Annotated in this window: 19 protein-coding genes; 7 read left to right on the forward strand and 12 right to left on the reverse strand. The window is 52.7% G+C overall.

All coding sequences use genetic code 11. The features are described from left to right. Positions 1-10: 10 nt before the first annotated feature. The gene (locus ACJJIJ_RS19935; RefSeq protein WP_413664174.1) at positions 11-865 is read left to right on the forward strand and encodes an AraC family transcriptional regulator; all 855 of its coding nucleotides are present in this window, start codon (positions 11-13) and stop codon (positions 863-865) included. A gap of 26 nt (positions 866-891) precedes the next feature. Here the strand turns inward: ACJJIJ_RS19935 and ACJJIJ_RS19940 are convergent, their stop codons facing one another. The 3 genes from ACJJIJ_RS19940 to ACJJIJ_RS19950 form a co-directional block, all read right to left on the reverse strand. Then, complete coding sequence (locus ACJJIJ_RS19940; protein WP_444887864.1) at positions 892-1,488, reverse strand: DUF1287 domain-containing protein; 597 nt, start codon at positions 1,486-1,488, stop codon at positions 892-894. 139 nt (positions 1,489-1,627) lie between these two features. Next, positions 1,628-2,158 carry a GNAT family N-acetyltransferase gene (locus ACJJIJ_RS19945; RefSeq protein WP_444938246.1) on the reverse strand — a complete coding sequence of 177 codons (531 nt, stop codon included), beginning with the start codon at positions 2,156-2,158 and terminating at the stop codon, positions 1,628-1,630. 92 nt (positions 2,159-2,250) lie between these two features. Continuing rightward, on the reverse strand, positions 2,251-2,670 hold the full coding sequence (locus tag ACJJIJ_RS19950) for a hypothetical protein (RefSeq protein WP_444938247.1): 420 nt from the start codon (positions 2,668-2,670) through the stop codon (positions 2,251-2,253). A gap of 740 nt (positions 2,671-3,410) precedes the next feature. Here ACJJIJ_RS19950 and ACJJIJ_RS19955 point away from each other — a divergent pair. Further along, positions 3,411-4,658, forward strand: coding sequence for a DUF945 family protein (locus tag ACJJIJ_RS19955; protein ID WP_444938248.1), 1,248 nt, complete (start codon positions 3,411-3,413; stop codon positions 4,656-4,658). Positions 4,659-4,810: 152 nt separating this feature from the next. Here ACJJIJ_RS19955 and ACJJIJ_RS19960 read toward each other — a convergent pair whose 3' ends face one another. Continuing rightward, positions 4,811-6,019, reverse strand: a complete 1,209-nt coding sequence (locus ACJJIJ_RS19960; RefSeq protein WP_444903704.1) for a nitroreductase family protein — start codon at positions 6,017-6,019, stop codon at positions 4,811-4,813. 66 nt (positions 6,020-6,085) lie between these two features. Between ACJJIJ_RS19960 and ACJJIJ_RS19965 the strand changes: the two genes are divergently transcribed. Continuing rightward, complete coding sequence (locus tag ACJJIJ_RS19965; protein ID WP_444883591.1) at positions 6,086-6,232, forward strand: hypothetical protein; 147 nt, start codon at positions 6,086-6,088, stop codon at positions 6,230-6,232. Between the two features lie 273 nt (positions 6,233-6,505). Here ACJJIJ_RS19965 and ppc read toward each other — a convergent pair whose 3' ends face one another. The 5 genes from ppc to alaE all read right to left on the reverse strand — a co-directional run bounded on the left by ppc (position 6,506) and on the right by alaE (position 13,051). Further along, on the reverse strand, positions 6,506-9,169 hold the full coding sequence (gene ppc, locus ACJJIJ_RS19970; protein WP_444938249.1) for a phosphoenolpyruvate carboxylase: 2,664 nt from the start codon (positions 9,167-9,169) through the stop codon (positions 6,506-6,508). 395 nt (positions 9,170-9,564) lie between these two features. Beyond that, entirely contained in the window at positions 9,565-9,927 is a 363-nt protein-coding gene (locus ACJJIJ_RS19975) for a DUF4870 family protein (protein WP_252084301.1), read from the reverse strand. Between the two features lie 128 nt (positions 9,928-10,055). Then, on the reverse strand, positions 10,056-11,429 hold the full coding sequence (locus ACJJIJ_RS19980) for an ATP-binding response regulator (RefSeq protein WP_444938250.1): 1,374 nt from the start codon (positions 11,427-11,429) through the stop codon (positions 10,056-10,058). 386 nt (positions 11,430-11,815) lie between these two features. Continuing rightward, positions 11,816-12,517 (reverse strand): aspartate/glutamate racemase family protein, encoded by a 702-nt coding sequence (locus ACJJIJ_RS19985; RefSeq protein WP_444938251.1) that lies wholly within the window; start codon positions 12,515-12,517, stop codon positions 11,816-11,818. A gap of 39 nt (positions 12,518-12,556) precedes the next feature. Further along, positions 12,557-13,051 carry an L-alanine exporter AlaE gene (alaE, locus tag ACJJIJ_RS19990; protein WP_252084304.1) on the reverse strand — a complete coding sequence of 165 codons (495 nt, stop codon included), beginning with the start codon at positions 13,049-13,051 and terminating at the stop codon, positions 12,557-12,559. 242 nt (positions 13,052-13,293) lie between these two features. Between alaE and ACJJIJ_RS19995 the strand changes: the two genes are divergently transcribed. Further along, the gene (locus ACJJIJ_RS19995) at positions 13,294-13,845 is read left to right on the forward strand and encodes a PadR family transcriptional regulator (RefSeq protein WP_444887871.1); all 552 of its coding nucleotides are present in this window, start codon (positions 13,294-13,296) and stop codon (positions 13,843-13,845) included. A 60-nt stretch (positions 13,846-13,905) separates the two neighbouring features. On the opposite strand, the gene ACJJIJ_RS20000 is transcribed toward ACJJIJ_RS19995, so the two are convergent. After that, a complete protein-coding gene (locus ACJJIJ_RS20000) occupies positions 13,906-15,051 on the reverse strand; it encodes a beta-ketoacyl-ACP synthase III (protein ID WP_444938252.1) in 1,146 nt (381 codons plus the stop codon). Positions 15,052-15,217: 166 nt separating this feature from the next. Continuing rightward, entirely contained in the window at positions 15,218-15,907 is a 690-nt protein-coding gene (locus ACJJIJ_RS20005; protein ID WP_444887873.1) for a ComF family protein, read from the reverse strand. Between the two features lie 164 nt (positions 15,908-16,071). On the opposite strand from ACJJIJ_RS20005, the gene bioB reads away from it, so the two are divergent. From bioB to bioC, 3 genes are read left to right on the forward strand one after another with little or no spacing between them, the layout of a single operon-like run. Continuing rightward, positions 16,072-17,121, forward strand: a complete 1,050-nt coding sequence (bioB, locus tag ACJJIJ_RS20010) for a biotin synthase BioB (protein ID WP_444939595.1) — start codon at positions 16,072-16,074, stop codon at positions 17,119-17,121. Further along, on the forward strand, positions 17,118-18,311 hold the full coding sequence (bioF, locus tag ACJJIJ_RS20015; RefSeq protein ID WP_444938253.1) for an 8-amino-7-oxononanoate synthase: 1,194 nt from the start codon (positions 17,118-17,120) through the stop codon (positions 18,309-18,311). Before bioB ends, bioF begins: the two co-directional genes overlap by 4 nt. Next, positions 18,308-19,855 carry a malonyl-ACP O-methyltransferase BioC gene (bioC, locus tag ACJJIJ_RS20020; protein WP_444938254.1) on the forward strand — a complete coding sequence of 516 codons (1,548 nt, stop codon included), beginning with the start codon at positions 18,308-18,310 and terminating at the stop codon, positions 19,853-19,855. Before bioF ends, bioC begins: the two co-directional genes overlap by 4 nt. On the opposite strand, the gene ACJJIJ_RS20025 is transcribed toward bioC, so the two are convergent. Then, entirely contained in the window at positions 19,846-20,334 is a 489-nt protein-coding gene (locus tag ACJJIJ_RS20025; protein WP_444887876.1) for a L,D-transpeptidase family protein, read from the reverse strand. The two genes, bioC and ACJJIJ_RS20025, sit on opposite strands and share 10 nt — an antisense overlap. Between the last annotated feature and the right edge of the window lie 158 nt (positions 20,335-20,492).

The raw sequence follows: 20,492 nt of genomic DNA on the forward strand, positions 1-20,492 counted from the left end.
GGAGCCTCTCATGCAGCGATTTTTTAAAAGTATTAACTTCGTAGAGCAGCATCTATATGACAAAATTTCTGTTCACGAAATTGCTGCTGCCTCTCATTACTCCACCTACCACTTCAGCCGTATTTTTAAGGCATTAGTGGGGGACTCACCGAAAGAGTATTTGCGTAAGCGCCGATTGACCGTCGCCGCAAAGAGGTTGTTGAGTGAAGATATTGGTATTCTTGAGCTTGCCATGGAGTGCCAATTTGACTCCCAAGAAGCGTTTACTCGCGCGTTTAAAGCTTTATTTAACGTAACCCCGGCACAGTATCGAAAGCAGCAGGATCCTTTTCGGTTGTTGTATAAGGATCAATTTAGCCCTCATATGCTGCACTTCTTGCAAAATGAGTTGTCCATGGAGCCACAAATTATTTCGCGGCCAGCGATGCAATTGGTGGGGGTAGCGCAGGAATACGACCATGAAAATCTCAGCTTGCCAAAGCTCTGGTCTGCATTTCGGCCCTACAGGGATAAAATCCCCAATCGTATCAGCGATGAATCTTTTGGTATCTATGAATGTTATGAGGAAGCGGGTGATGAAATTCAGTTTAAGTATGTCTGCTGTGCGCCGGTTGCCGACCTGACTCAGGTACCCGAGGGTATGGTGGCGCGGGAACTACCGGAGCAGCTATATGCAAAATTTGTTCACCGCGGATCTATTACCACCCTGGAACAGACATTGAAGTATATTTGGGGAAGCTGGTTGCCAAAGTCCAATTACGACTATATTGAGAGGCCAGACTTTGAGCTGTACCCACCCAGATATCAGGTTACCAGCCCGACAGCGGAAATGTTTCTCCATATCCCGGTCAAAGAAAGGCCGTAATCGCTTGGCAATAGCGTAGTTTTTTGCTACTCAATCTTTTCGGTTGCCTGACCCGTATTGTATCGGTAATGCCCGGTAATTTTAAAGGAAAACAGCATATCTTCGAGCACGGGTCCAGCCCCGATATTGTGTGCGACCAAGTACCGGTTGGTTTTTTGTGAGCGTTTCGCAGTCACAATACCGATATGCGGTAAATTACCGGGCAGCATCCAGGTAACGATGTCCCCCGGTAGATAATCCTCTGCCTTGTCACTTATTGAGAGCGATTGCCCTTTGCGAGTAAAAAAAGCCTGTAGATTGGGTACTCGCCGGTGATCAATATTTTTATCTGGCCTGGAAAGTCCCCATATGCGTTTAGACGGGTAGGCTTGAAAATGACCCGAGATATCCTCGTGAACTTCTTTTTGCAAATCGATCCCCAGCTTCCTATATGATCGAATCACTACGTCGGTACAAACACCGGTATCAGCCGGCACATCTCCATTTGGATAGGAGATAGACACATAAGCAGGATCATAGCGCACCTTATGATAGGTTCGCTCCAGAGCAGCTTCGGCCAAAGTCATATTTTGTGCATAGCTACTGGATGAAATAATACCAATAAAGAAGATCAACCTTTTCACCTTATTATCTTATCCTTCTATATTTTGCTTGTTCTGTGGATTCACTTTGCTAAAAATAATATAGATAAAAATCTCTTCCATACTATCTATTGTGCATTGGTCAGAGGATGTGCATTCAATGATGTATAGATTGAGCTCTTTATTGCTCTAACTCGGCCAGTTCGTTTAGTTGCTCCCAGATATACCAATAAGTTGGTACTTTACTTCCATCGGGAGCATGCCAAATACTTTCCTGTACTTGTCTCCCGCCGAGTTTTTGGTAGAAGGATTGCGCTTTAATATTATCCTGGTTGACTAAAAGGCACATGCCTCTTTGTGGAGCCTGCTGATAAGCCTTACGCGCGCCCTCTATAAAGAGCGCTTTGCCAACTCCCATTGAGTGGTAGCCTTTGCGTACATGCAAGTTGTCCAGGTGTGTACCCCAGTCAGGGTGATCATCCGTGTATAGACAGATAAAGCCAGCGATATTGCCCTCTACTTCAGCTAAAAACACCTGCTGATTGGATTTAGGGTGCTCAAAGCGATCTTTCCAGAGTCGCATCCTTTCCATTGGAACCTTATCTTCAAGGTACTGTTTGCTAAGCACGCTACGATAATTCTCCTGCCAGCTGACACTATGTATGTTAGCGATGGTGGGTACATCATGCTTTGAGGCTTTACGTATTTTCATAGTGTTTATCTACTTCCTGATCAATAAGGATAGTAATGGCGATTAATTGATGAAATTTTTCAGTTAGTTTGGAACGGTTTTCTCATGGGTTTTTATGTAATAAATTCCACGTTTGTATCAAATTCTTTCTGCAGATGTGCACGAAAAGAGATGATTTTGCTGGAGGGAAAGGTAAATTCTGGAATTTCTCCCGGAGATATCTGATTGTAAGGGAGAGAAAAGTAGCCGCGATCCTTAACCGAGTCGACAGCAACTTTCCTTATCTCTGATCTCTTAATTGAATGATCACCAATGAAGATAAACTCTCCATCAAACCTTACATAGGAAACTGGATCTTCTATTATTGGTTGCTGAAACTTTTCACGATTTGTGGCTAGATAGATCAGAGCTGTGGTGATAAGAATTGTTTTCCAGAAAGGTTCTGATTCAGGAAGGTATAAAGTGACCACGTAGGTTAAAAGTAGGATGCTCCAGAAAACCAACGTCTTTAAATAAGGTTGCCTAGTACTCATTCCCTGTGCTCTATATTTTTCTTTATTTACTCATTTCTTGGCTATGATGCCAAAATAACTTATCTCAAGCTAACGCTGTATTTATCCCAGTACCATTTAAAGAACGGTAATTCAATTAGTAAAAAGCTGATTAGAGAAAATCCAAACCAGTTAGCAGTAAATAGCAGCATTTTAAAATTGTATCCAGACTCCCAAAAGAGAGCGCCGGCGATCAGTAGTGCGATACCGGTTGCTAAGAGGTCATTAATTATGATCTTGTTAAGGTCAGCGCCTGCATGCCTTGGGTAGATATAGAGATAGGCGGTGCAGATGATTATAGCGTTAACGGTTAGTAACGTTACCTCGGGTTTCAAAATTAGATCTCTCTGATTGGTACAACTTTGAATACCATTATACGGCAGGACTGCGCCAAAGTACTCTAGATATTGGGGTTATAGAGGATTATTTAGCTACTGCAATCTGTGGGAATTATTGCACTTATAAAAGGGGAGAATATTTTTAGCTTTTAATTTTTATAGCGAACACTCGTGCCGTATTATCATTAACCCGCAGGCTCAGGGGTTATTTTATATCAAGCCTGGCAATTCGTTATATCTGGTTGGTTAGCGTGGCCCCTGCTTAAGGGAATCGCCCATTGGGGCATGGAATAGGCAAAGAGGTTCAGCCCTGTTACTGCTGTCGCACTAATAACTCCATAATCTGCTACCATCAGCGCAAATCCTGCTGTTAGATCGACTCTTATGAAACTCTTGCGTTGGCTTCTGTTAATCCTACTGGCTCTACTGGTAATTTCAGCCCTGGCGGCGCCAGGTTTCATTGGTCCCAAGGTGGAGGAGGTCTGGAAGCAACAGCTGAGCAGGATGCAGGGGGGAAGCACTACCGGCTATCAACGGGGTTGGTTTGGAGCTGAAACCAATACTGAGGTGGCGCTACAGAATGGCACCACCGAGCTGCATACTGAAATTTATCATGGCCCATTGCTGTTAACTTCTGGTGGGCCCCGTCTGGGGGTTATCTATAGCGAGACCCGCCTAGATCTAGAGCAATTAAACCCGCAGCTACGCGCTCAACTTGAGGGAATCTATGGCCGCTTGCAGAACAGCCCCCTGGTTTTGGAAACCCTGGTTTTAGCGGATAACCGGGTACTCAATACCCTGCGCCTGGAACCCTTTAAAAGTTCAGGTGATTTTGGCCAGCTGGCATTTACAGGTGGTGAGATTGCAGTGTCGACAGATTACAGCGGCGCGGTGTTGGATGGGGTAATCGATCTGGGTAGCCTGACCCAGATGCGCGATGGCGTGGAAGTATTATTTACCGAACCGCTTAAAGGAGAGTTTCAGTTAGAGCTCCGCCGTGGCGGTAAGGCACAGCTATATCTGTCACTGTTGCGCGCCGAGCGTGATTCGGGGCCGGCGGAACTGCGGGATATTAGCCTGGAACTGGATATAGAAATGCTCGCTGCGCAGACCCTCAAAGTGGTGAGTGATCTGCAGCTACCCAGTGTGCAGTCTGCCACTCCTATTACTTCTGTGCGCCAACAGATGACCCTGCCTAAGATCAAGGCTGCCGATCTGGGCCACTATTTACATGTACTACTGCCGGTGGCGGAGCGCAATTGGGCGAGTGATATGCGTCCACCCCTGCGCCTACAACAACAGCTGGTAGTGGAATCTCGCAATGGTCCGGTTCTGGTGGATGCGGATATTGACTGGAAAGGAATGAAGCGCCCTCCGCGCCATCGCAACGGCAGCGCTTTAAATCAATGGCTGAATCCTTTGGTGGGCAGCATGACCCTGAGTGCGGCGGAATCGGCGTTGCTGCAGTCGCCGCTGGTAGGCCAGGCAATGATGTTGCGACAATACGGTTTGCTGATTGAGCAAAACGATGAATTGCAGATGCACCTGGAGGTGAATCGCGGGCGCCTGGAAGTGAATGGCCAGCAGTTGCCACCAGATTTGTTCCTAATGGCACTGACCGGACAATTTTAAAATCTAATTGGCTTAACGGTTAGATTGGAGAAAGGAGTGATGTGATCGTTCCTTTCTCTTTCCGGTAAATCCATTTTTTAACAAGACGGTATCTTGGGTACTCATTGCGTCCTAATTTATATCGACCGGACAATGCAAAAATCCTCTTGCTGTTAGATTAAAGGAGTACTGAGCCAGCTAATATCATAGTGAGGTGGCAGTACATCGTCCGGCAGGTTTTTTCTTTCCTGTGGGGGCAACCTTAGAAACTCTCCTTGTATTCCTAAAGCTTCACACCCCACCTCCCAGTTAGCGCACCAGATGCCAGTAGCCACTGCGGCATAGTATCTAGAAGATGTTGTCGCATAAAAATCAAGGCGCACTTGAGAGCCTTTCTTGTGGGCAATACAGCGTGTGGTTTGACCGTTATAGGAAGACGGTGCCCACCGGCAACTTTCAAAACATCGATTAAACGCCTCCCAGGGCGATTTATCTATTTTTAATGCTTCTTTCATGGCGTTATCTACGAAAAACAGGTCGGACAGCGGCAGACGCTTATGAAACTGATTGTTAAAAAAACGGATAAACAATGGTGCGTACCAGCTTTCGTAACCCACAGCGCAGAGACAAATAATAGAATCCTTTTTCTTATCAAAGCGCTCGCGGAGGTGGGTTTTGACACTGCGGTGATCTGCTCCGGGACCAATCCAGCAAGTCCCTAAACCCATTCGCGTAGCGTCTAAAACAATCTTTTGCAGGGTTCTGCCGATATCAAGAATGGCCGTTCGATTGTATTCCGCTGGGGCTATTGCAACGAGGAAATATCTGGCATTGACCACCGGCCAAACAGTGATGGGTGCTTTGACCCACTCCAGACGTATCGGTGCATTGCCGAGACGTGGTTGCTGTAGGTGAATTGCAATACGAGCTTTTAGTGCTTGCTCATGGATGGGGATTAAGGGACGGGTTTGATAGGCGCGGCACGATCTACGGTCACGTATCAGCGCGAAAATATCTTCTCGGCTGCGGGCTTTGGGTAGCGGTTCCGGCAAACGGATACAAAAACGGCAAGTCACAATATCAAAAAGAATAATGGCCGTTAGTATCAAGGGTAGCCAGATCAACACATTGGCCAGTCCAGTTAAACCTACTAGATATATGAGTCCCACCAACAGGAAGAGGCCCAGAGTGATTGGGACAGGCATTAGGTACTGCAGCCAACCAGTAAATTGAAGTTGCAACTTTATACCCAAAAGACGAATAAACAGGCGGCGAAGCCAAAGGGGATGCACTTTGTCGACCATGGCCCGCTCGTTGGGTCCAAAGCTGGCGTAAATGACTTTTGACTTGCGGGTTCTAGCCGTGGTCTCAGGGTCGCTCATTGGCATCTCCTGTAATGCAAATGACCACTTGCATTATGCGCCTGTTTATATCGAAAAGGAGATTCTATGCAGTGCACCATCGATGAAGCCAAGCTGTTTAAAGTAGTTATCAGCGAATGGATGGCTCATGGTTATGGGTGCTGTACAACTAGGGACATGGCCAGTATCGCAGGTGTTAATAAGGCGATGCTGTTCCGGCGGCTTTGGCGGTAAAACTGGTTTATTCACACGGACGATAGATCATCAGCTGGCTGATACCCCGTTGGAGTTATTCTGTATTTCGGGAGATCTGAATAACGATCTACGGGTTCTAGCAGAAGAGTATATGGACACTTATCGATTGTATGGGGGCGTGGTGTATCGTGCAGTGTAGGAGTTGCCCTGGTATCTGGTAGTGCCTCGATTTAATTTGATTGGCCATATATCAGGCTTTTTATAGGAGCGAGGGTGTAGGCGAGCAGAGTGGGGGACTCTGCCCGCCAACGGTTATCCGGTATTGCGCATGCCTGCGGCGATACCGGCGATCGTTACCATTAGGGCACTCTCCAACACAGCGTCATTCTCCCGCTCGCGCAGACGCGCCATTAATTCGGCCTGAAGCAAATGCAGTGGATCGGTATAGGGATCGCGCACGCGGATGGACCAACGCATCACTGGGTTATTGTCCAACAGACTTTCGCGACCGGTGAGTTGCTGCAAAGCACTCACTGTATGAGCCAGGCGTTCGCGCAGGCTTTCCCCCAGCTCTATCAGCTCCTTGTTGTCTGTGAGGCGTTCCTCATACCAGGAGGCGACACGGGTATCGGATTTCGCCAAAACCATCTCCAGCATATCCACCACGCCCTGGAAGAAGGGCCACTCACGACTCATTTCTCCCAGGGTGTCGGCTTCGTCTGCCTGTTTTAGGGCTTGTTCCAGGGCGGTGCCGGTGCCGAGCCAGGCGGGTAGCATCAGGCGCATCTGGGTCCAGGCGAATACCCAGGGAATGGCGCGTAGGGTTTCTACGCCGCCACCGGGCTTGCGCTTCGCCGGCCGACTACCGAGAGCCAGACGGCGGAGTTCCGTCTCTGGGGTGACGGTGCGCAGGTAGGCCACCAGAGCCGGGTCGTCACGCACCACTTCGCGGTAACTCTGCACCGAGACTTCCGTGAGGCGTTCCATCTGATTGCGCCACTCGGGACGAGGCTGGGCCGGTGGCATCAGGGTAGCCTCCAGTGTGGCGGCCACATACTGCTCCAGATTGTAGGCGGCAACGGAGGGGCGGCCGTATTTGAAGCGGATCATCTCTCCCTGCTCGGTAACGCGGATACGCCCAGCCACTGAGCCCGGTGGTTGAGATAACAGTGCCATGCGCGTTGGAGAGCCGCCGCGGGAAATAGAGCCGCCACGGCCGTGGAACAGTGTTAGGGGAATGCCGTGATTGCGGAAAATTTGGGTGAGCGCCTCCTGAGTACTGAACTGCGCCCAGGCCGCGCCGAGGAAGCCGGCATCCTTGGCCGAGTCTGAGTAGCCGATCATTACCTCCTGGCCCTCCAGCACGCGCTGTTTGTACTGGGGAATATTGAGCAGGGTACTCATGGTGTCGGCAGCATTATTGAGATCGTCCAAGGTTTCAAACAATGGCACCACGCGCATAGGTTGGGTTACCCCGGCAATTTTTTGCAGCAACATGACCGCCAACACATCGGAGGGCTTTTTCGCCATGGAAATCACATAGGCACCAAACCCCTCGTGGCCCTGCTCAGCAATCACCTTGCAGGTTTCTAATACCTCGCGCACATCCCCATCGCAGAAATCCGTATGGTAGAAATCCTCATCGATTAATGGCCGGCGGTTATCCAGCTCTGCCAGGAGGAAGTCCAGTTTGCTCTGCTCATCCCAGGTGGCGTAATTCCCCAGCCCCAGATAGCGTGTGATAGCGTCGATGGCATCCATATGGCGGGTGGATTCCTGACGAATATCCAGGCGCAACAGGGTGATACCGAAGCAATTGAGCCGGCGCAGGGTGTCTTTGAGCTGGCCATCGGCGATAGCCGAGAGCCCCACCGCGCGCAAAGAGCTGTCGATCAGGTTCAGCTCAGTGAGCAGTTGTTGACCGCTGTGAAATACTGCACCCGCTGGTTCCTGCTGTTCGTTAATGCGGGCCTCCAGTTGCGCGCGAGTATTGCGCAAGCGGTAGCGCACCCGGCGGAGTATGAGCCGGTACGGCTCATGGCTTGGGCCTGTTTGTGCCAGTAATTCCTCGCTGGCCTTGTGCATGGATAGATCGGCCAGGAGGTTTTCCACATCGCGCAAGAGAAGGTCGGCGGCCATCCAGCGCGCCAGCAGTAATACCTTACGGGTTACCGCTGCGGTGACATTGGGGTTGCCGTCGCGGTCGCCACCCATCCAGGAGGCGAAGCGTATGGGCACCCAGTTATCCGGCAGTGGCGGTAATCCCGCTAGGGCTAGTTCCTCCTCAATGGCGCGCATAGTCTGGGGTACTGCCTGCCATAGGGACTGTTCAATGGTGGCGAAGCCCCACTTGGCTTCGTCTACCGGCGTGGGCCTCTCACGGCGAATTTCATCGGTGCTCCAGGCAGAGAGTATTTGCTCGTGCAGATGACGTCTCAACTCGCGGCTCTCTTCCTGGGTAAGGTCTGGTCGGTCCAGTGCGGCGAGGAGATTGGCGACGTGGTCGTACTTGCGGATCAGAGTCCGACGGGTGACCTCGGTGGGATGGGCGGTGAGGACCAGCTCCACGGAGAGATCCCTGAGTGCGGTGTGTATATCGTCGGTTGAGCGATTGTTGTTCTTTAGTTCCGCCAATACCTGGCGCAGGCCGCGGTCTGTATCTGGGTCGCCAGAAAAACGCTGGTGCTGCCGGTGCAGGCGTTCGCGATGGCGTTGCTCGGCGATATTGGCGAGATTCAAAAACTGGCTAAAGGCGCGCGCCACTTCCAACAATGTGTCGTCGTCGAGAGGGTCCAGCAGCTGGTGTAAGCGATCCACCTGCATCTCTCCGCTACTGCGGCTTTCCACTGCGGCCTGGCGGATGGTTTCCACAGTATTAAATAGCGAATCACCGGCTTGCTCGCGCAATACCGAACCGAGCTCCTCGCCGAGTAGGCGGACGTCCTCCCGCAACGGGGTGTTTTGATCCTGACTCACAAGCCTTTTTCTCCCTAACGATATCCGGTGAAAGTACCGGGCTTTATCTTCGCATAATTTTTTCGCAAGGAGGCTGTGCTGCCAAAATAAAAGAGTTTTTCAGTAATAAATTTACTTAAATAATGATAAATAAAGGAAAGGTCTTACGATAAAGGTTGTTTTTTAGAAAATTTATAATCCAGCAGGTATAAATATCATGCCAGGTATTTTATCGGCTATTAGAGAGAGCTCTCGACCAGATTTTTTTAGGCGGGAGCTAATCAGGGGGAAATTAAATTGGAAAAAGCGAAGAGTAAATTGGTAAGGAAGGCGTGAAATTTATAGGGAATTTTTAAATATCCCCTATTTGCATAGGGCAGAAGTGCCCGCGCGAGATTTTCACGCGGGCTGGGTTTTTAGTAATAGTCATAAGCGGGGCGGCGATCGACTAGGCGCAGCCAGCCGCGAATAACCCGGTAGATAACCCAAATCCAGTTTACGGCGAGAATCACATAGCCGAGACCGAAAACCCAAAAGGTCAAAGAACCAACCACAGTCCACAGCAACCAGAACCAGAAAGTGCGGATCTGCCAGCGGAAATGGGACTCCGCCAGGGTGCCGCGTACATCGCTGCGCTTGAAATAGTTAATCAGTACGCCAACAAAAAACGGAACCGCGGTAAATAGGCTGATGGCCTGGATCAGGTAGACCATGATGGCCAGATCTCGACCACTCTGTTCGCGGGCCTCCTGGGAGCGTGTGGGGTACTGCTCTGACATAACTTTATTCTCTTGTGGACTCTGAAAAATATAGTGTGGTCCCCAATGCGCAATTCAACTTGACTGCGTTGGAATGGTATTTTTACACGACAGTCGGTGAAGAGCCCAGGGTGTCGTGACGTCCCATGTTATTTTAGTGCCCACTCGGTGTGCACATTGCGCTCGCGCCATGCCTTCAGCTGTCGCACCGATTCCCGCATCAGTTGCAGTAATTCTGTACGCTGCTGACGGCAGTGTTCGCGCTCGCTGTCGATGGAGAGGTTGGCGGCGAGACTGCGCAGACGACTGGCTACGCTATCGAGCCCCACCTCTGCCGCTGCCCGGGCGACATCCTGCGCCTGTTTTTCTGCATCCAACCAGTGGCGGCCGGTGAGGGCGCTGGTGAGCGCAGTGATTCGTTTGGGTAGGGTGGCGCTGCGGTCACTGAGTAGCTCGGCGAAGGTCAGGTGATCGAGAGTGTCCTGCTGGCGTAAAAGAGCACTGGTGTTGAGCAGCTGGGTGGGGCGGTTTTTTTGTTGTGGTGACGTCCCCTGCGTGCGCCGTGAAGCCCATTGCATCAGTTGCATTAGCTGGCGATCGGCAATTGGGTGGGTAAGTACGCCGGTAAAACCTCGGGCCTGATAGCGCTCTTTATCGCCGGTTTTGGCAGATTGCAGCAGGGCGAAAATGGGTAAATCGTTGCCCCGTTCGCGGCGAATTTCTCGTACTGCCTCCACGCCATCCATCAGTGGTAGATGGGTGTCGGTCAGGATTAAGTCAAAGTTTTTTTGGAGGGCGGCGCTGCTGCCGTCGATACCGTTACATTCCCTTTGTACATGGTGGCCCATGGCTTCCAGCGGCGCTTGTAGGGATTCGTGTTTATTATTTTCCACCAACAGGATGGCGAGGCCGCTGCCGGTATTGCCGAGCACTTCCTTGGGAAGTTTCAGCTCCACGGTTTCCACCTTGCCGATCTGACGTAAATCGTCCAGAGATTTGAGAGCGGCGTTTAACTGGCGCTTGCCGATTTCAACCAGCGCTTTGATATTGTTGTCCTCGCTGCGTCCAATCAGGTTGAGGGTGCCCATCAATGTATCCAGGGGGTGGTGCAATTGGTGGCGTACTATAGTGAGCAGATCGGATTTTTCCTGGCGCAGTAATTCGAGGCTTTCACGAGTTTCTTCGAGTTGCTTCTCTAGGGCGAGAAATTCACTGTTGCGGCTATGCACCTGCTGAAACAAATTACTGTTTTCAGCGCTGATATTATCGACACGCTCTGCACTCTCTTTACGCAATTTGCGCAGACTCAGTTGTCTATTGAGTGTAAAAGCACAAATTAGCACAGTTAAAATCAGCGCCGCGATCAACCAGTAAATAGGAATTTGTTGCTGCAGAGCATTTAATTCAATGGCTTGTGCGGTGGTGGAGATTAATACTGAGCCGCACAGTAGTGCTCCGGCTAGCAGAGCGTGAAAAAAAACACGACGAGAGGGCAATCCCCCAGAAGAAATGGCTTTTATCATCCTTATAACCACTTGTGTTAGGGCGGACTAAATCCTGCAGTCCGCAGTGTGATTTTCGCGGTAGGTTTTGATCGATACTCCCGAAAAGATCAGAGCGTTTGATACTGCAATATGGCACGGCGTACAAGAGATATTTTTATAGGACTGGCAGGCTAACGGGTGGATAATCCGGTCAGAGGCATGAACGCTATCGCCATTAGCCAAGAGTTATTGCGCCAAAAACAGAGGATGGTTTTTTTGGGGGGGGCTTGATGCTGAAGAATTGCACGCTATTACATAGGCTTATATAGCGGGAGGTTTTGCACGAGGTTGACGTATTTTACCGAGATCGGTGGCACAGCGTTCCTCGATAAAATACGCAAAAAAATAAAAATATCAGGGTTGATTCAAGCGGCCTGAGGTAGACGTTCCTGCAATAACTGCAACATGCGCTCAGAAGGCAGAAACAGGCGAATTCCATCACAATGGGCGAGCAATTCCTGATAAAAATAATCGAAATGTGTGCAGCCCAGAATCAGTATCTGTACGCCGCTTTTCACCAGAGCCGCGACCAGATCATCCAAAGCGTGCTGACGCACGATCATCTCGGCGGCGAGGCCATCCTCAATATCTTCGACGATCTGCAGATTGCCGATGCCGATCACCTTGGCGGTTGTGTTGCGCTCGAGGATTTCGCGCTCAATATTGGCGCAACTTTGGCAGTTGGCGGCGAGCAGGCCAAAGTTGCGGTAGCGCTGGGTGAGTTCGGCGTATACCTCAAGGGGAGAAACCACCTCAATTGGCGAGGTGGCTTTGACCGCTTCCATATCCACCGCACCGGAAAGGGAATTGCAGTAGATCATGGCGGCTTCGGCGCCGGCCTGATGCAGCTGTTCAATCGCTTCGATCAGCTGCTGGGTGAGAGCGCCGCGCTCTAGCGCTTGCAGTTGCGTCTGTTCCTGGGGCGATGTTGACAGAGACATACCGACGCCACGCAGCTGACGCGCGGCGAGGAAATCCAGGCCAAAGCGGGTGTCTGTGGGGGTGCCGGCGACCACGCCAATGGTCATAGAACTTTTTTCAATGGCGTTATCGGTCAACACAGTCATGCTCCTCTCTCGTAATGCTCAATCGAGTATTGGTGCCCCTTAGATGGCGCGTCTGCCCAGCAGGGGAACCAGCGTATTAATCCACACTCGGCGCACCCAGTCGAGATAAATTCCATAAGGCCGCCCCAAGGCGCCTGCGATCAGCATAAAAGTGATACTGGCTGTGGCAATTTCGTCCCAGCTGGCACCGCCTAGGCGCATATTGGCCATATATAGGGGAAACTGGAAGCTGAGGAAGACAAAGGTGTCTACCAGGTAAGCATTTACAAAACCGCCGCCACCAAAGCGGTTCACAATCCAGCTGCGGTACATGCTGAAAGGGCGAGCGATCAGTGTATTGAACACCAGCGCCATCAAACGCACTTTCAGGTGCTCACTCCAGCTCATACCTGCCAACACCAGCTCGATGGGGATCGCCACGGCCCAGGAAAAACTGTTCATGGCGAAGATATCGAGCAGGAAATCCCAGCGTCGCGAGTTGGGTGCGGCTGGTTCGGCGTCGGGGCCGGATGGTGTTAATGCGGGCGCGGACATGGAGCAGACAACCTCTTGAACCTCGAGCCGCCATATCAAGATGGCGGCAGGCCGGCGATTATATCTCCAAATTGCGTAAATGCTAGCCTTGCATCTCGACTGGTGAGGTCTGTCGAGATAAACGTCCTACTAATTATTAGAAAATTAATCTAATTATCTTATTGGCTTAACGCGCCTCCTGGTCACGATGGCGCCGCAGAGGTTAATATGCAACTCTTTGCATAAGACGAATCGGAGCCGCCATGTCCCTGCGCTATGCCGTACTCACCCTGCTGGATATAGAGCCCGGCAGTGGCTACGACCTAAAGCGCCGCTTCGAGCGCAGTGTTTCCCATTTCTGGAGCGCCAGCCACCAGCAGATGTATCGGGAGCTGCACAAGTTGCACGACGAAGGATTGCTGGATTGCGAGGAGCAACCGCAGGAGGGCAAACCGGACAAAAAGGTCTACAGCCTCACCGACAAGGGGCGTGCGGAGCTGCGCGACTGGGTCATTCAGCCAGCGGCACCACAGAAGATTCGCGAACCCTTTTTAGTGCGTATGTTTGCCGGCCACCATTTGAGCCAAGAGGAGTTGCGTTCGGCTCTCAATGATCAGCTGCACAGGCACCGAGGGCTGTTGGAGAATTATCGGGAACAAAATGAGCGGGTGCTTAAGAGTGACCCCGCCCTGCAGGAGCGCTATTGGCTGGCCCACCAGACACTGCTGTTAGGCATAGAGGCGGAGAAGACCTGGATCAATTGGGCGGAAAATATGCTGCAGCAACTGGAGCAAAAATGTGAAGAGAGCAGTTAAAAAAACCGGGCGATGCCCGGTTTTTTGTGTCTTTGGTGCGGAAATGAGTCGAGCGCTAGTTTATAAAGCGACTTTCTCCACTACCAAGCTGCCGATAGAGTAGCCTGCGCCAAAGGAACAGATAATTCCGCGCTCACCTACTTGCAGGTCATCGCTGTGCAGATTGAAGGCGATGACAGAACCGGCGCTAGCGGTATTCGCGTAGCGATCCAGCACCACCGGGGCGCGTTCTGCGCTGGCTTCATCACCCATCAGTTTCTTGGCGATCAGATTATTCATATTGATGTTGGCCTGGTGCAGCCAGTAGCGGCTCACTTCGCGGGGATCGGTGCCGCTCTCCCCTAGGTGCTCCTCAATATGGGCGGCGGCCATGGGGCAGACTTCCTTGAATACCTTGCGGCCGTTCTGGCGGAACAACTTGCCGGGGCCGAAAGGGTCCACATCGGCAGCGCGCGCAGCATAGCCGAAGTTGGAGCGGATATTGTTGGAGTAGACGGTCTTGGCCTTGGTGCCGAGGATTTCCCAGGCAGTGTCTACGCTGCAGGTCTCGCGGCGCTCGATCACACTGGCGACCGCCACATCTCCGAAGATGAAATGACTGTCGCGATCGGTAAAGTCCACTTGCGGTGAGGCCAATTCAGAATTGATCACCAGCACGGTGCATGCGGCGCCGGAACAGATGGCATCTACCGCGCGCTGTAGAGAAAATGTTGCCGAGGAGCAGGCGACTTCCATATCGAAAGCGAATCCATCGATGCCGAGGGCGCCCTGAATTTCGATGGCAATGGCGGGATAGGCGCGTTGCATATAGGAAGCGCCAACAATCACCATGTCGACATCGGAGGCCTGTTTATTGGCTTTCTCAAGCGCCAGTTTGGCGGCTTTTAGCCCCATCTCCGCCTGAACACACAGGTCGTCGTCGTTGCGCTCGGGAATAAAGGGGCGCATGCGCGCGGGATCGAGAATTCCTTCACGGGTCACCACATAGCGGCTCTTGATACCGGAGGCCTTTTCGATAAATTCCGCAGAGGACTGTGGCTTGGGCTGCAGTTCGCCGGATTCAATTGCTTGAGCGTGCTCCAGGTTGTACTGCTTAGCGTAGCTATTGTAGGCGTCTACCAGCTCTTCGTTGCTGATCGCTTCCGGTGGGGTCCACAGGCCGGTGCCGCTGATGACAATGCCCCGTGGCAACTTGTGTTCACTCATCGCTGAATCCCTGGCTCGCAGCAAAACACCTGCGAGCAATTAGTCACTGATTAAAACCTTAGCCTTTAGCGGTGCCGGCTTGTTTGGGATTTATCTGCCAGAACGGCAAGGCAAGTTATTGTGACGTCTCTGTGACTATCGGTCTATCTGCGGTCGCGCCGAAGAGTCATGGCGTTCTGGCCAAAACGAACGCACTGACCTTGTGTGCACCAGCTTTCAGGAGTATCTGTGCCGCCGCCTCCAGAGTGGCTCCGGTAGTCAGGACATCGTCCACCAGCCCGATATGCATTCCTTCAACGGATTCACGCAAGGCAAAACTTTGCAGTAGGTTGCGTAGGCGTTGTTGCCGGCGCAGCTGCGACTGGGTGCGGGTGGCGCTAGTTTTGCGCAACAGTCGCGCTTGCACCGGCAAATGCCATTGCTTTCCCAACTCGCTCGCGATTAGTTGTGCCTGGTTGTAGCCGCGTTGCCAGTAGCGCTGCCAGTGGAGAGGAATGGGGGCGAGCAGGTCGGGGGGCTCGTTGTGTGGGGCTATTGAAGTGGCGGCAAGTTGCGCCAGGCTATGGCCGGCGGCCAGGTCGCGTTGGTACTTGAAGCGCTGGATTAGCTGGTTCACCGGAAAGGCATACTGCCAGGCGGCCTGAACCCTCTGGCAGTGCGGCGGCTGGCGCAAACAACTGGGGCACAGGCGTGCGCTGGAGGCCAACGGCAGCGCACAGCTTTCACAAGCCTGGCCCAGATAGGGCAGGTCCCGGATACAGCTGGCACAGATACCAAAGTCACCGGCTCTATCACCGCACAGCAAGCACTGCGTCAGGTAGCGAGAGAGTCGAGCTGAAATCAGGCTGTAAACCATAAGAGAGCTTCTGAGTTGACAGCAGGTGGGGCCTGGCTAAACTGGCCAGTCTGTTTGGTCGAGTTTGCCACTGCTGTCTTCTGCAGTCACCCCGCCCGAATACATAAAAACAGCACCCCAACTCCAGTAACAGAGAGAGTAAGCTTGTGACTGCAGCCCAGACTATGCCCGCCGCCGATATCCGCCACGACTGGACCCGTCAGCAGGTTCTGGATCTCTTCGCTATGCCATTTAGCGATCTGATGTTTACCGCGCAGCAGGTTCACCGGACACACTTCGATCCCAATCGGGTCCAGGTCAGCACCCTCTGTTCCATTAAGACCGGCGCCTGCCCGGAAGATTGCGCCTACTGCCCGCAGAGCGCCCGTTACGATACTGGGCTGGAGCGGGAAAAATTGATGAAAGTGGAGAAGGTGTTGGAAGAAGCTCGCGCGGCCAAGGCTGGCGGCGCCACTCGCTTCTGTATGGGAGCTGCTTGGCGCTCACCCAAGAAAAAAGATATGCCTTACGTTACCCAGATGGTGCGCGAAGTGAAGGCACTGGGTATGGAAACCTGTATGACCTTGGGGATGTTGAATGATGACCAGGCGCAGGAATTAGCTGATGCTGGGCTCGATTACTACAACCACAATCTGGATACCTCACCGGAGTATTACGGCGAGATTATTACCACCCGCACCTACCAGGATAGGTTGCAGACACTGGGGCGCGTGCGTGCCGCCGGTATGAAAGTCTGCGCCGGCGGTATTGTCGGCATGGGCGAGGGCGACAAAGATCGCGCCGGCCTGCTGATGCAACTGGCCAACCTGCCTGAACACCCCGAGTCGGTGCCCATCAATATGTTGGTAAAAGTAGCCGGTACGCCGCTGGAGCAGGAGAAGGATCTAGACCCCTTCGAATTTATCCGCTGCATCGCCATAGCGCGCATTATGATGCCCAAGTCCCATGTGCGCCTGTCCGCCGGGCGCGAACAGATGAGTGATGAGATGCAGTCTATGGCTTTCCTCGCCGGTGCCAACTCCATCTTCTATGGCGAGAAGCTGCTGACCACCGCCAATCCCGAGGCCAACAAGGATATGCAATTGTTCTCCCGCCTGGGTATCCAGCCGGAGGAGTATCAACAATACGCCGATGAGAGCGCAGTGGAAGCGGAGTTGAATGCACAGATTACCGAGCAGCAAAACGACGCTTTCTTTTACGATGCGGCCAAATGACCCTGGATAAAACCCTGCGCCAGCGTCTCGATGAGCGGCATCGGGACAATCTTTATCGCCAGATTAAAACTCTGGAAACGGCGCCCAGCCCCATCGCTGTAGTGGATGGGCGAAAGCTGCTGACCTTTAGTAGTAACGATTACCTGGGACTCGCAAGCCACTCAGAAGTTATCCGTGCCCAGCAGGCCGGTGCTGAGCTGGGCGCCGGTGCCACCGCTTCCCATTTGGTTAACGGCCACCTTCAAGTCCATCAACAATTGCAACAGAACCTTGCCGAAGTCACCGGACGCGAGGCCGCACTGGTTTTTTCCAGTGGTTATATGGCCAATGTGGGGACACTCTGTGCGCTGCTGGGCCGCGCGGACAATGTTATTTCCGACAAGCTCAACCACGCCTCCCTGATAGACGGCGCACGTTTGTGTGGCGCCAACAGTTTGCGTTTTGCCCACAACGATCCAGTAGCCCTGCGCCGTCAGCTGCAAAGGGCGGCCGCACGCGGTGGCAATACTCTGGTGGCGGTAGATGGGGTCTACAGTATGGACGGCGACAGGGCTCAATTGGCGGAGATTGCTGCCCTGTGTTGGGAATTTGATGCCTGGCTGATGGTGGATGAAGCCCACGGCTTTGGAGTGATGGGGAGTGAACAGCTGCCCCTTGCCGGCAGCTGCGCGGCCGCCGGTCTCGGCCAGGATGAAGTGCCGGTACTGATGGGTACGCTGGGAAAGGCCGCCGGCAATGCAGGTGCCTTTGTGGCCGGCTCGCGTATGTTGATCGATTTTTTGGTGCAGTTTGCACGGCCTTATATTTATACAACCGGTATGCCGCCGGCAGTGGCGGCAGGTTGTATTGCCGCAATTGAACTGATGCGCAATGCGCCCGAGTTGAACCAGCGCCTGCAGGCGAATATCACTTACTTCCGCCGGCGTGCGGCGCAAGCGGATTTACCTCTGACGGATTCATCCAGTGCGATTCAACCACTCCTGTTGGGCTGTGAAGAAACGGTGATGACTGTGTCCAAACAGTTGGAGCAACGCGGTTTTCTAGTGGGCGCTATTCGCCCACCTACCGTGCCCAGAGGTACCGCTCGCCTGAGGATCACCCTGAGTGCCTCCCATAACCACAGCCAAATTGATGCTTTGGTAGATGCCCTCGTAGCTGTGCTTCAGGAAAAAATAGCGGTGCCTTTGTGATTGAGATAGAGAACCTGGTATTCCTGCACGGTTGGGGGGGAGATAAAGGGCCCTGGCGGCCCCTACTCGAAGCGGTGCGTGAACAACTGGCACAACCTTTGACTTGTATCGAATTACCGGGGTGTGGGGAGCGTAGTGGCGAGCCTTGGCCACAATTAGAGACACTTTTACAACGGCTGTATAACGAACTGCCTAATAACTGTGTTTTGGTTGGGCACTCTCTCGGAGGCATGTTGGCCCTGCAGTTGGCGGCCAGACCGGGACAGAAAAAAATCCTCGGTGTTGTCACCATCTCTGCCAATGCCTGTTTTGTGGAGCGGGACAACTGGCCGGGTATGCAGTGGCGTGTTTTTGAGAGATTTCGCAGGGCCTTTGTGCAGGACCCCTACGCAATCTGGGAGCGCTTTTGTGCCCTGCAGTCCCATGGTGACAGTGCCATGCGCGACCTGCTCAAACAGCTGAAAGAGCGCCGGCCCAATATCAATGCCGAAGCCTGGAAGCGGGCCCTGGACTGCCTGGCGGGTTTGGATAATCGCCATTTACTGCAGACACTCAAAGTCCCCTCTCTGCACCTGTTTGGCAAGCGGGATGCCCTGGTGCCCCAAGCTGCCGTAGAGGAGATCCAGGGCTGTGGTGCAGCGGTAGAGGTGATTGAGGGGTGTGGTCATAAACCGCATTTATCTCAGCCGCGTCAAGTGGCAGAGCGATTGCGGCATTTTGTCGAGAGCCTGTCTCCCTCTGATAGCGGTACTTCCGAGCCCTTCGATAAATCTGCGGTGGCGCGTTCTTTTGGTCGCGCCGCCGCCAGTTATGACGACTGCGCCCATATACAGAGGGCGGTGTGCCGGCAGTTGATGAAAATGGCGGATCGCCACTGGACGCCACGCACGATTGTCGACCTTGGTAGCGGCACTGGCTTTGGTAGTGAGTTGCTGCGCCAACATTTTCCCGAGGCGAGAATTATCGCCTTGGATCTGGCGGAAGATATGTTGCGCTATGCTCGCACAGAACGCCCCCAGGCTGATGATTATATTGTTGCAGATGCGGAACAGTTGCCCCTAGCAGATGACAGCGTAGATCTGGTGTTTTCCAGTATGGCACTGCAGTGGTGCTATCGCTTGCCACAGCTGTTTACCGAGTTGCGTCGGGTCCTCTCTCCAGAGGGATTCTGCCTGGTGGCGACATTGGGGCCGGGCACGCTGGCAGAGTTGCGTAATAGCTGGGCCCAGGTGGATGGCGATATACACGTCAATCGTTTCCTTCCCCTGGCAAAGTGGCGTGAAGCGGCGGTGCAATCGCAATTTAATGGCGAGGTGCTCGATGAGCAGCGCCTGTTGTATTTTGAAAGCCTGCGCCAGCTGATGAAGGAATTAAAAGGTGTGGGAGCACACAATATTAATCGTGCCGCTAAGCGGGGGATGACTGGGCGTGCCAGGTTACAGCAACTGGCCGAAGCCTATGAAGGCCTCAGGCAGCCCAGAGGGCTGCCGGTAAGCTACGAGGTCATCTATATGAAGCTGGCTTGTGGACTCGATCAGGGGTAGATATCGATGGGGATCGGGGTTTTCACCAGCGCCCAGATCTCGTCCATTTCCCGGTTGGAGGCCACCGCGATACAGCCATCGGTCCAGTTATTGCGGCGCAGGTGTCTCTCCATATAGGACCACTCGGGCTTGATGCCGTGGATCATGATATCGCCGCCAGGGCTGACCCCCATTTTGGCTGCCCGCGCACGGTCCTGTTTATTTGGATAGGACACATGAATGGAGCGGTAGAAGCGACTTTTAGGGTTTTTCCAGTCGAGGGTATAGCGCCCTTCGGGGGTGCGTTCATCTCCCTCGCGGACCTTGTGTCCTCTGGGATTATCGCCGAAGGAGACGGTGTAGCTTTTCACTACCCGGCCGTCGCGAATCAGCTGCATCAGCTTCTTCGACTTGTACACAACAACATGATCGACAGGAGTTACTTTTGCTGAGGCGAACAGAGGCATCGCCAGCAACAGGGCAAGAGTCAGGTATCGCATGGTCTCTAAGCTGCTTGAATGTTTTCAGTTATTTCGAGATTTCCCGCGTCCCTGCAGAGCAGTTTCCCCTTTTGAGGGAATTATTTTGTGAGCGCGGCCCCGTGCCTTTGTTATCAGTGCTTGGCTTGATTTGTTCAAAATCTGCGCTACACGACTAA

The organism is Microbulbifer mixtoriginis (SeqCode), assembly GCF_052467945.1.